This is a genomic window from Candidatus Accumulibacter similis (assembly GCA_013347225.1).
GTDB lineage: Bacteria > Pseudomonadota > Gammaproteobacteria > Burkholderiales > Rhodocyclaceae > Accumulibacter > Accumulibacter similis.
Genome location: CP054595.1, coordinates 444,708 through 456,893, shown reverse-complemented (window position 1 = coordinate 456,893; position 12,186 = coordinate 444,708). Strand labels below are relative to the sequence as shown.

The window sequence follows — 12,186 nt, the reverse complement described above, 5'->3', positions numbered from 1 at the left end:
GCCGACTCAGGCGGCGGCAAGCCCCTTGATCTGTGCCGAGAGGCGGCTCTTGTGGCGCGCCGCCTTGTTCTTGTGGATGATCTTCTTGTCGGCGATGCGGTCGATCACCGATACCGAGTCTTGGTAGATGCTTTGCGCGGCCGCCTTGTCACCGGCAAGAATCGCCTTCTGGACACGTTTCACCGCCGTACGCAGCGACGAGCGCAGGCTGGTATTGTGGGCGCGCTGCTTGACGGCTTGGCGAGCACGCTTGCGGGCTTGTGCGCTGTTGGCCATGAGTTGGATCCTTTTGGAGGCTGGAGATCGGTCGAGAGGCGCGGAGTATACCGACTGCCGGCAGCCGATGCAAGATGCAATTGCGATAGGCGATCGACCCGCGTCACCGGCAGGCTATTGCATTCGCCCGCATTCTCCCCCATCCTGCCGGCGTCTGCCGATGCCGTTTCGCGTTGCTGGCGCTGCGGAGGCTTGCCGGGCAGCAGGCGGCGGCACGGCGCTGCCGGGTGCACGGCTGGCAGCGAAGGGGCCGACCGGCCACGCCACATGACAACATGCCTACGGGGGATGCGGCTTTGCGGCTCGGTATAGACCTGGGTGGCAGCAAGATCGAGCTGGTCGCGCTCGACGACTGCGGACGGGTGCTCCTGCGCCGCCGGCGAGCGACACCGGCGGGCAGCTACCGCGGGACGGTTGCCGCCATCGGCGAACTGGTGGCGGCAGCCGAGCGGGAACTCGGCCAGCAGGGCAGCGTCGGTGTCGGCATTCCAGGCGCCGAGTCCGCGGTTGATGGCACGGTCAAGAACGCCAACTCGACCTGGCTCATCGGCAACGCCCTGCGTGACGACCTGCAGACCCTGCTGCAACGGGAAGTCCGTCTCGCCAACGACGCCAACTGTTTTGCCCTGTCCGAAGCCACGGATGGCGCCGCAGAGGGTGCCGAAACGGTCTTTGGCGTGATCCTCGGTACAGGCGTTGGCGGCGGCATCGTCGTGCGGCGGCAAGTGCTGGCGGGCGCCAACCGGATAGCCGGGGAGTGGGGGCACAATCCGCTGCCGCTGCCGGAAGAGGAGAGCCTGCCGCCCCCACCATGCTACTGTGGCCGCCGCGGCTGCATCGAAACCTGGCTCTCCGGTCCGGCGCTGGCGGCCGATCATCTGCGGCACGGCGGAGAAGCGCTGACCGCGCCGCAGATAGCGAGCCGCGCGAACGGCGGCGACAGCGTCTGCGACGCGACCCTGCAGCGCTACGAGCGGCGCTTGGCGAAGGCGCTGGCCATGGTGGTGAACATCCTCGATCCGGATGCGGTAGTCCTCGGCGGCGGGCTTTCGAACATCGATCGGCTGTACTGCTCGGTGCCGAAACTGTGGCGTCGGCACATCTTCTCCGATTCTGTTCATACCCGGCTTCTGCGCAACAGGCACGGCGACTCTTCCGGCGTCCGCGGCGCCGCCTGGCTCTGGAATGCGGCCTGAGTTCCTCCTGCAAACGACCGCAGATGGCGGCGACGCCCGACGCGGGCGATCGACGTGGCACATCGGCCGCGCGGTGGAGTGGTTGACGAGCAGCGGAAGGGCGGGAGATTCATAGAAGATGCTGTGGTTGCGGCTTTTCCTGCCCTTTGCCGGGGCCTACTTCCTCTCCTACCTCTACCGCACGGCGAACGCGGTCATCGGACCGGCACTGGCCGATGAGCTGAAACTCGGAGCGGGCGATCTGGGTCTGCTGACCAGTGCCTACTTCCTGACCTTTGCCGCCGCTCAGCTGCCGCTGGGCATGCTGCTTGACCGCTACGGGGCGCGCCGTGTCGAATCGGCGCTGCTTCTGGTCGCCGCCGCCGGTGCTGCCACGTTCGCAGTGGGACAGAGCATCGGTGAGCTGGCGGTCGGGCGTGGCCTCATCGGTATCGGTGTTTCCGCTTGCCTGATGGCGGCGTTCAAAGCCTTCTCGCTCAGCTTTCCGGTGGACCGTCAGGCTTCACTGACCGGCTGGATAATGACCTCGGGAGGACTCGGAGCACTGGCTGCAACGGCTCCACTCGAAGCTGCGCTGCAGCTCACCGGGTGGCGCGAAATCTTCTTCGTGCTCGCCGGGCTGACGCTGATAGTCGCCAGCTGGCTGTTCGCCAGTGTCCCGGAAGAGAAGGGCGCGAGCCCGCCCGAGGCACTGGCGACGCAGTGGGAGGGGGTAAAGGCGGTCTTCGCCAGCGCCCACTTCTGGCGCTTCGCACCGCTCGGCCTGTGCCTGACCGGCGGCTTCATGGCGGTGCAGAGCCTGTGGTCGATTTCGTGGCTGATGCAGGTCAGCGGCTACACGCGTGCGCGTGCCGCCGACCACATGGCCGGAATGAGCGTAGCGATGCTGCTCGCCTACGTGCTGATCGGCCTCCTCGCCACCGCTCTCGCAAGGCGCGGGATCAAGCCCGTCCGTTTGCTCGGTGCTGGCCTCAGCCTCTCGCTGGTCACGCTGGCACTGATCGTCAGCGGGGTGGGTACGCAGAGTTACCTGCTCTGGCTCGCCTACGGCAGCTTCTCCAGCTTTGGCACGCTCGCGTACTCGCAGGCCGCGGCCGGCTTTCCGCTTGCCCTCTCGGGCCGCGCCAACACGGCTTTCAACCTGATGGTGTTCATCGGTGCCTTCGGCGTCCAGTGGGGGCTCGGCCTGTTGATCGACCTGCTGCAAGGACACGGGCAGAGCGCGGCGACAGCGCACCGCTATGCATTTCTCGTCCTCTTCGCAGCGCAGTCGGCGTCGCTGACCTGGTTCTGGATTGCCGGGCACCGGCGACGCTGAGCCTTGCCGATGGTCGCTGCTGCCGCTCAGCGGTACAGCGACATTGCGCCGAGGCGGCGCTCGATCTCGGCCGTCATCTGACGGTAGTTCACGCTGTCCGGCGCTGCGAAACGTCGTTCGAGTTCGGCTGCCGACAAACCTTCGGGCAGCCCGGTGAGCGATGGCGCCAGGTCGCCGTCGCTCAAGGGCTGCTGCAGTGCCACCTGCAGGCGGGGGGAGCCCGCCGCAACCAGCTCGCCGAAGCGGCTTCCGGCGCGATCGGCTGCCAGATCGGCGAACGAGAAGCCGCTGCCGCCGCGCGCATCGCGCATTTCCTTGTCGAGGCCGATAGCGTTCGCTGCCGGCTCACCCGCCCAGGCGGCGAGCGCGGCCGAGACGACAAAGGGCTGCGCGCTGTCGTGGCGGCCGTGCAGGCTCAGTTTCACGCGCCGCGGGCGCGGCCACCGGCGCGCGTCCGGCAGTACCTGCCCGAGCGAGTTGCCGGAGACGTGGGCCGCCAGGACGAGCAGGGCAGCGCGGCCGCAGCGCGGTGATCGGTCAATGCAGGAGCGCAGCAGCGGTGTCAGTACCTGCGCCAGCGGTACCGATGCCGCCCCGGCACGATGGTCTAGAAGGCCGGCAAGGGCCGTCTGGGCAGTTCTCAGACTGGCGGTGTCTGCGGGCGTGATGGCGAGCGATCGCGCCTGCTCCAGCAGTTCCGGCTGCCAGACGTAGTGGACGACGACGTTGCCAGAACCGGCATCGAAGTCGACCCGGCGAATTGCCCGCTCCGCGACCTGCCACTGCTCAGCCATACCGGCAACGCGGATCACCGTGCCGGCGATGACCTCGGCCAGCCACGCCGGCACTGGCAGCGCAGCCAGCGAAGCGGCGGCGATCCGCGGGCGGCCGTCGGCAGCGGCGACGACGGCCGACAGGTTCAGATAGCGTGTCCCGGACAAGGCATGCAACGGAACGCTCAGGCGAAGCTCGCCGCAGCCGTCGGCGACGACGAAGGCGCCGCGCCCTCCGAGGCTGCGACTCGCGAAGTGGTTGGTGGCGGTGTCGATCAGTCCGGCCGGAATGAGGGCCGTACGCTCCTCGCCGCGCTGCAGTCGACTGGGGTGATGGCTGGCCAGCAACTGCCGGGCGTCAGCGATCGAACTTGCCGCAATGCTCTCACTGCGACTGACCAGTGGCTGGCGTTCGGCGATCAGCAGCCACGACGATAGCACCGCCAGCGGCAGCAGCAGGAGCAGCAGCCAGCCCCTGACGCGCCGCCGGTTCAAACGGAGACGGGCGGCACCTGCCCGCTTCTCGCTTGCACATCGCCGACGCGCAACGCGAAACCGGCCTTGGCCAGCATCGCTGCCTCGATCTGCAGATCGGCCCGAGTCAACGGATGCGCCGCCAGCCAGCCGTCAGGGAACAGCAGTCGGAGGCGCTGCCGATCGACCTGCAGGATGAGCGGCGGCAACGGCTCGCTGCTGCGGCCACGATGCAGCACCACCGCCAATCGCAGCAACGTGCAGAGACGCCCGGCGGAGCGTGCCCACGCCTTCGGCAGCGCAGCGAACGCGTCGGCGGGAAAGGAACGCCGGTGGCGCCTGACGAGAACGGCCAGCAGAAGCTGGTCGTCACGCGAGTAGCCCGGCAGATCGGCGTGCTCCAGGACATAGGCGCCGTGCTTGTGGTACTGGTCGTGCGACAGCAGGAGGCCGATCTCGTGCAGACGGGCGGCCCGTTCGAGCACATGTTTCGCCTCCTTGCCGGCCAGACCCCATCTGGCGCGCACCTGGCGCAGCAGCTCGAGCGCCGTCGCGCTGACCCGCTCGGCCTGCGCCTGATCGAGGGTGAAGCGGCGGATGACGTCGGCAATGGTGCGGTCGCGCACGTCCTCGTGCCGGATACGGCCGAGGAGATCGTAGATGAGGCCTTCGCGCAGGGCGCCCTCGGAGACTTCCAGCCGCTCGATGCCGAGTGTTTCGCAGAGTCCATGCAGGACCACGAAGCCGCCAGCGAAAACTCGTGCACGCGGCGGCTCGAGTTGCCAGCGACTGACGAGTCCCGCCGGGTCCGATGTCTCGAGCAATGCGGCGCGCAGTCGGCGCAGCGCATCGAGAGTGATCCCCTCGCGACTCCAGCCCTCGCGGACGATCACATCCTGGATTGCCTTGATGGAGCCGGAGGCGCCTGTCGCCATCTCCCAGCCACGCGCGAGGTACTCTTCGCGGACGGGCTCAAGGTGCAGTTGCACCAGCAGTTCGGCCTGACGCAGGCGGCCGGCCGTGACGCGACCGTCCGCAAAGCAGGCACGGCTGATGCTCACGCAGCCCATGCGCAGGCTGGCCAGGTGCAGCGGGTCGAAGGCCTCGCCGATGATCAGCTCGGTGCTGCCGCCACCGATGTCGATCACCAGCCGCTGCCCGGCAACGTGACCGACACTCTGCGCCACGCCGAGGTAGATCAGTCGCGCCTCCTCGTGACCACTGACGACCTCGACCCGATGAGCCAGAGTCTGCTCGGCGCGAGCGACGAACTCCGCGCTGTTGCGCGCCTGGCGCAGGGTATTGGTGCCGACGATGCGCACGCGCGCCGGCGGGATGTGGCGCAGGCGTTGGGCAAAACGCGCCAGACAATCGAGCGCCCGCTGCTGCGCTTGCGGCGACAGGCGGTTGTTGTCGTCGAGACCGGCGGCGAGTTGAACCATCTCGCGCAGACGGTCGAGAATCTGTACATGACCGTCGGTGATGCGCGCGACGACCATGTGGAAGCTGTTCGACCCGAGGTCGATGGCAGCTACGAAATCGGAAGACATTGAAGCACTCCTCAGGCTGACGGACGGCGAACGCCGCGACCGGCGTCATTCGCCCCGAGTATCCCCGCCTTCATTGCCGGCCGTCAAGCTGCGGCCACCGCCAGAGCGGCCGTCCTCCGGCCATTGGCGGGTGGTCACAAAGGGGACCGCAGGGACCGGCTGCCGCCGGCGGACGGTCAGAGATCGAGCGGATCCACCTCGAGGTGCCAGCGCAGCCTCGCCGGCGCCCGCAGCGCCTCGATCTGCGTCACCCAGTCCGCGAGAAAGGCCTGCAGGGCGCGACGCGACGGCGACTCGACGAGAAGCTGGCCCCGCTCCATGTTGGCGCGGCGCGACAGGCGCATCGGCACCGGATCGTAGAAGCAGATCCCTGCCGCGGCAGCGACTGCCGCGCAATCGCGGGCCGCGGCCAGGAACGCGATGGCGTCGGCCATGCGGGGCGCCTCCGCCCGCAACATGGCCTGGTACGCGTAGGGTGGAAACCCGGCCTGGCGACGTTCCTTGAGCTGGGCGGCGGCAAATCCTGGGTAGTCGTGGTGCTGCAGCGCCTGATAGAGCGGATGGTCGGGGAACTGCGTCTGCAGCAACACCTCGCCAGGGCGCTCGGACCGACCGGCGCGCCCGGCAACCTGCATCAGCTGGGCAAAGAGGCGTTCGGGTGCTCGCCAGTCGGCGGCGAAGAGCGCCGCATCGGGGGCGATCGCAGCGACCAGCGTCAACTTCGGAAAATCATGTCCCTTCGCAAGCATCTGCGTGCCGACCAGGATGTCCGCCTCGCCGTCGTGAATTCTTCGCAACAGTTCCGTCCATTGCTTGCGGCTGCCGGCCGAGTCCCTGTCCACGCGCAGCAGTCGCGCTTGCGGAAAGCGTTCGGCAAGCACCATCTCGAGACGCTGCGTACCCCTTCCCAAAGGGCGCAGGTCCTGATTGCCACAGGTCGGACACTGCCGCGGCAGCCGGGTCTGGAAGCCACAGTGGTGACAACGCAGGCAGCGGTCGACCAGATGCAGCACGAGGTTGGCCGCACAGCGCTCACAACCGGAGATCCAACCGCAGGCAGGGCAGCTCATCACCGGCGCATAGCCGCGACGGTTGAGAAAGATCAGGCTCTGCTCACGGCGGTAGAGGCACTGCTCAATCGCCTGCAGCAGGGTGCCCGACAGCCCGTCCTGTGGCTTTTCGAGCCGCGTATCGATGATCCGCACCAGTGGCAGACGGGAACCCTCGACGGCCCGCTGGCGCAGTGAGAGCAGGCGATAGCGTCCGCGCCCGCCATCGCCCGTGGCGTTCGCCCAGCTCTCGAGCGACGGCGTCGCCGAACCGAGAACGACCGGAACGCCGCTGTCGCGGGCACGGAACACAGCCAGGTCACGCGCTGAGTAGCGGACCCCATCCTGCTGCTTGAACGAGCTGTCGTGCTCTTCGTCGACGATGATCAGACCGAGTTCCGGCAGTGGCGCAAACACTGCCAGCCGGGTACCGAGAACGATGCGCGCGTCGCCACTGCAGGCCGCCAGCCAGTTGCGGCTGCGCGCCGCCTCGGCGAGATCGCTGTGCAGGCTGACGAGCCCCGCAGCAGGGAAGCGCTCGGCAACCCGTGCTTCGAGTTGTGGCGTGAGATTGATTTCCGGCACCAGCAGCAGCACCTGCTGGCCCGCCGCCAGCGCGCGCTCGATGAGGCGCAGGTACACCTCGGTCTTGCCGCTGCCGGTGACACCATGCAGCAGGTAAGCATGAAAGCCGCAGCCATCGGCCTGCACTGAACCCAGGACCATCTGCTGTTCGGCAGTCAGCGGCGGAGGCGGCGCAGCGGGTCGGCTGCGGCCGGGCTTTCGCCCCGCCAGCGTCCTTGCCGGCGCCAGTGCGCGCATTCGGGCAGGAAGCGTGCCGAGCATGACCTGTCCGAGTGGCGCGTGGTAGTAGGCGGCGCAGAAACTGGTCAGGCGCAACCACGCATCCGGCAGCGGGCCCTGGTCGCGAAGGACCTCAAGAACCGGTTTCAGCTCGGCGGGGGCCAGTTCGCTGGCCACGCCAACGGCGACGATGATGCCGATTCTCTGTCGCTGGCCAATGGGAACGCGCACCCTGCAGCCGACATCGGCAGCCGACAGGTGTTGCTCGTCCGGAAAGCGGTAGTCAAACAGGCGGCGCAGTGGCAGATCGAGCGCGACGCGCACCACGCACGGCTCGGTTTGCCGTTCGGCCATCGCTCAGGTCCGCGGCCGGACTGGGCCACTTAGCACCGTAAGCTCGTGCCAAATCTGGCAAAGAGGGGTAAGGCGCTCACTTAGCACGAGTTTTCGCTGTTCCCCCAAGGCCTGTGGATAACTCTGTGGAAAGCGCCTCCCGAAAGCACCGCAAAGGCGCTTGCAGCAAGGGCTACAGCGTCCTTGCCCAAAATTTCAGCAATATAAAACGCATTTTAAATCAATGCTTTAAAAAACTGCCGAACAGCGACCGCGCGCCGGTCAGAGCCATCGCACAATGAGCGCCTTGTTGTGAATAAGTCAAGTCCCCTGGGCCAATTTATTGGCCGACCGGCGCAGATCGCGGCTGCACTGGTGCACTGCGTCGATCAGGGCCTTGACGTTTTCCGGCGGTGTGAACTGCGAAATCCCGTGTCCGAGATTGAAGACATGTCCGCAACCGTCGGCACCGTAGCTGCCGAGGACCTTGCCGGCTTCGGCGACGATCCGCTCGGGCGGAGCGAAGAGGACAGCCGGATCGAGGTTTCCTTGCAGCGCAACACGCCGACCGACACGACGACGGGCTTCGCCGATGTCGATCGTCCAGTCCACACCGATCGCGTCGCAGCCGCTGTCGGCGATCGACTCCAGCCACAGGCCGCCGCCCTTGGTGAACACGATCGACGGCACCCGCTCACCGCCGCGTTCGCGGATCAGGCCGTCGACGATCCGCCGCAGGTAGCGCAGCGAGAACTCCTGATACGCTGCAGCCGAGAGCGAACCGCCCCAGGAGTCGAAAATCATCACCGCCTGGGCGCCGGACTCGATCTGGGCATTGAGGTAGGCGATGACGGCATCGGCGGTCACCGACAGGATTCGATGCAGGAGGTCCGGCCGCCCGTAGAGCATGCCCTTGATGTGACGGTAGTCGCTGCTCGCGCCGCCTTCGACCATGTAGCACGCAAGGGTGTACGGGCTGCCCGAGAAACCGATCAGCGGCACCGAGTTGTGCAAGGCCCGCCTGATCTCGGCAACGGCATCGGTGACGTAGCGCAGGTGGTCCCAGGGATCCGGCGCTGTCAGATCGCGGATCGCCCATTCCTCGCGCAACGGACGCTCGAAGCGCGGACCCTCGCCATCGGTGAAGTAGAGACCCAGCCCCATCGCGTCCGGTACCGTCAGGATGTCCGAAAAGAGGATGGCAGCATCGAGATCGTAGCGCGCGAGCGGCTGCAGCGTCACCTCGCAGGCCAGCGCCGGATTCTTGCACAGTTGCAGGAAACTTCCGGCACGGCGCCGCGTTTCGCAGTACTCCGGCAGATAGCGACCAGCCTGGCGCATCAGCCAGACCGGCGTCTGCTCGGTCGCCTGCCGGCGCAGGGCGCGGAGGAAGGTATCGTTGCTGGGTCGGGTCACTGTTGGCTCCGCCGCTTCGGGATTGGGTTGCACACCGGGGATTGTCCGCCGTTCCGCGGCTATTTGCGCCAGAACGCCGGCGTCAGGACCACCAGCAGGGTGAAAATCTCGAGGCGGCCGAGAAGCATCGCAATGGTACACACCCAGGTCTGAAAATCGGTGAGCCCGGCAAAGTTGTTCGCCGGGCCGACCTCGCCAAGCCCGGGACCGGTATTGTTGATGCTGGCGACGACCGCCGTTACCGCGGTGATGATCTCGAGACCGGAGAACGAGAGCAGCAGGGTCATCGAGACGATGCACACCATGTAGATGAAACCGAAGGCGAGCACGGCGAAGAGGATGTTCGGCGGCACGACGCTGTTGCCGATCTTGATCGGGTGCACGGCGTTCGGATGCATCGCGCGCGCCAGTTCGCGATACACCTGCTTGTAGAGGACGATCGCCCGGATCATCTTGATGCCGCCACCGGTGGAACCGGCGCTGGTGGCGAAACTGCACAGGAACAGCATCCACAGCGGCGCGAAGAATGGCCAGAGCGCGTAGTCGGTATTGGCAAAGCCGGTGGTGGTGGCGATCGAGACGACATTGAACGCCGAGTAGCGCAAAGCCTCGAGGAAGGTGGGATAGACCTCATGCACATCGAGGAAGACGGCGATGCCGATGACGCTGCCGACGGTCACCAGAAGGAACCAGCCGGCCTCTGGATCGGCGGCGTACGGGCGGAACGAACGCTGTGAGACGACGAGGAAGTGCGTGGCGAAGTTGCAGCCGGCGATCAGCATGAAGGCGACGCTGACCGCCTCGATCGCCGGCGAGTCGAAAAAGCCGAAACTCGCGTCGTGGCTCGAGAAGCCGCCCAGCCCCATGGTCGTGAACATGTGCATGATGGCGTCGAGCCAAGTCATTCCCGCCCAGTAATAGCCCAGCGTGCACGCGATCGAGATCAGCACGTAAACGAACCACAGCCCCTTGGCCGTTTCGGCCATGCGCGGGGTCATCTTTGAATCCTTCATCGGCCCCGGTGTCTCGGCCTTGAACATCTGCCGGCCGCCGATTCCCAACAGCGGCAGGATGGCGACGGCGAGAACGATCAACCCCATGCCACCCAGCCAGACGAGCTGCGTGCGCCAGAAGTTGATCGACACCGGCAGATCGTCGAGGCCGACGAAGACCGTCGCGCCGGTTGTCGTCAGCCCCGACACCGCCTCGAAATAGGCGTCGGTGAAGCTGGCATCGAGCTGCAGGATCAGCGGCATTGCAGCATAGACGGGCAGGACGGTCCACACCAGGGCGACCATCAGGAAGCCGTCACGAATCGTCAGGTCGCGCGTTTCGCGGCGCGTCACCCACCACAGGCCGAAGCCGGTGCCGGCGGTCAGCAGGAAAGCCTCATCGAAAGCGCTCTCGGCGCCATCATGCATGAACCAGGAGAGCAGCAGGGGGATCAGCATCGTCATGCCGAACATGAATATGACCAGCGAGAGTACCCGCACCACCGGGTAATAGCGTTGCATGGCGTTTTGCCTCAGAAGAAGTGGAAGCCGACGGAGAAGAGCTTCTCGACCTGCTTGACGACTTTCCTGTCCAGGCAAAAGACGATGACGTGGTCATCGGTCTCGACGACCACGTCCTTGTGCGCGATCAACACGCGGCCCTTCTGCTTCTTCTTTGCCAGCCCGAGGTAGCCGACGTCGCGGTTGCGGCCGAGATCGCGGACGATGGCGGCGATGAAGGCGCCATGTATCTGCGGCAACTCGTCGATTCGCCGGCCGACGACCTTCGAGGTCTTGCGATCCCCGTGCGCAACGATCTCAAGCGCTTCGGCAGCGCCACGTCGCAGGCGGTGAACCTGCGCCACATCGCCCTGCCGGACATAGGTCAGCAAGGAACCGATCGACACCTGCGCGGGTGAAATGGCGATGTCGATCGGCCCCCCCTGTACCAGTTCCGCATACGCCCGGCGGTTGATCAGCGCCAGCACGCGAGCACAGCCCATCCGCTTCGCCAGCGAAGCGGCCATGATGTTGTCCTCGTCGTCGTTGGTCAGCGCGAGGAAAAGATCCATTGACTCGATGGCTTCCTGTTGCAGCAACTCCTCGTCGGTGGCATCGCCGTTGAGAACCAGTGCCGACTTCAGTGCGCCAGCGACGTGATCGGCGCGGCGCCGGTCCGCCTCGATCACCTTGACCTGGCAGCGTGCCTGCAGCGTTTCCGCGACGCGCAGCCCGATGTTGCCGCCACCGGCGATCATCACCCGTTTCACCGGCTCGACCGAACGGCGCAACTCGCGCATCACCGCCCGGATGTGCTCTTCTGCGGCAAGCAGGAAGACCTCGTCGCCGTCCTCGATGACCGTTTCCCCGGTCGGCGTGATGGCGCCATCGCGGCGGAAGATGGCAGCGATGCGGCCATCGATCTCCGCTGGCAGATGGCCACGCATCTCCTGGATCGGACTGCCGACGAGCAGGCCTCCAGCGTAGGCGCGCACGCCCACGAGGACCACCGACCCACCGGCAAAACTCAGTACCTGCAGCGCTTCCGGGAAGTCGACCAGGCGTGCAATGTACTCGGTAATGACTTTTTCCGGCACGAGGGCGTAGTCGACGGCGAAGTTCTCGGGCGCCAGCAGCGTTTCGCTGTCGACGAAGTCGCTGGCACGCAGGCGGGCGATGCGCGACGGAACGTGGAAAACGCTGTGCGCCACCTTGCACGCGACGAGATTCGTCTGATCGCTCTGGGTGACGGCGATCAGCAGGTCGGCGTCATCGACGCCAGCGCTCGCCAGGACCGACGGATGCGCCGCGTTGCCGAGCACCGTCTGGATGTCGAGGCGATCCTGCAGGTAGGCAAGTCGGTCCTGGTCGCTGTCGACCATGGTGATGTCGTTGTTCTCGGAAGCGAGACTCTCGGCAACACTTGCCCCGACCTGTCCAGCACCCAGGATCACGATACGCATGCTGTTTCATCTCCCCGAAACGCGGGCGCCGCCCGGCTCAC

The 12,186-nt window shown here is 66.3% G+C and carries 9 protein-coding genes; 2 read left to right on the top strand and 7 right to left on the bottom strand.

Going from position 1 to position 12,186, the window contains the following annotated elements:
* Positions 1-6: 6 nt before the first annotated feature.
* The gene (gene rpsT / locus HT579_02035; protein ID QKS27839.1) at positions 7-276 is read right to left on the bottom strand and encodes a 30S ribosomal protein S20; all 270 of its coding nucleotides are present in this window, start codon (positions 274-276) and stop codon (positions 7-9) included.
* A 296-nt stretch (positions 277-572) separates the two neighbouring features.
* Here rpsT and HT579_02030 point away from each other — a divergent pair, with 296 nt between their 5' ends.
* A complete protein-coding gene (locus HT579_02030) occupies positions 573-1,472 on the top strand; it encodes an ROK family protein (GenBank protein ID QKS31446.1) in 900 nt (299 codons plus the stop codon).
* A 118-nt stretch (positions 1,473-1,590) separates the two neighbouring features.
* Entirely contained in the window at positions 1,591-2,790 is a 1,200-nt protein-coding gene (locus tag HT579_02025) for an MFS transporter (protein QKS27838.1), read from the top strand.
* 26 nt (positions 2,791-2,816) lie between these two features.
* On the opposite strand, the gene HT579_02020 is transcribed toward HT579_02025, so the two are convergent.
* The 6 genes from HT579_02020 to trkA form a co-directional block, all read right to left on the bottom strand.
* Positions 2,817-4,058, bottom strand: coding sequence for a hypothetical protein (locus HT579_02020; GenBank protein QKS27837.1), 1,242 nt, complete (start codon positions 4,056-4,058; stop codon positions 2,817-2,819).
* The gene (locus HT579_02015; protein ID QKS27836.1) at positions 4,055-5,587 is read right to left on the bottom strand and encodes an exopolyphosphatase; all 1,533 of its coding nucleotides are present in this window, start codon (positions 5,585-5,587) and stop codon (positions 4,055-4,057) included. Before HT579_02015 ends, HT579_02020 begins: the two co-directional genes overlap by 4 nt.
* A gap of 176 nt (positions 5,588-5,763) precedes the next feature.
* Positions 5,764-7,794 carry a primosomal protein N' gene (locus tag HT579_02010; protein ID QKS27835.1) on the bottom strand — a complete coding sequence of 677 codons (2,031 nt, stop codon included), beginning with the start codon at positions 7,792-7,794 and terminating at the stop codon, positions 5,764-5,766.
* 300 nt (positions 7,795-8,094) lie between these two features.
* Complete coding sequence (locus HT579_02005) at positions 8,095-9,189, bottom strand: uroporphyrinogen decarboxylase (protein QKS27834.1); 1,095 nt, start codon at positions 9,187-9,189, stop codon at positions 8,095-8,097.
* A 59-nt stretch (positions 9,190-9,248) separates the two neighbouring features.
* The gene (locus tag HT579_02000; GenBank protein QKS27833.1) at positions 9,249-10,703 is read right to left on the bottom strand and encodes a TrkH family potassium uptake protein; all 1,455 of its coding nucleotides are present in this window, start codon (positions 10,701-10,703) and stop codon (positions 9,249-9,251) included.
* An 11-nt stretch (positions 10,704-10,714) separates the two neighbouring features.
* The gene (gene trkA, locus HT579_01995) at positions 10,715-12,145 is read right to left on the bottom strand and encodes a Trk system potassium transporter TrkA (GenBank protein ID QKS27832.1); all 1,431 of its coding nucleotides are present in this window, start codon (positions 12,143-12,145) and stop codon (positions 10,715-10,717) included.
* Positions 12,146-12,186 lie beyond the last annotated feature (41 nt).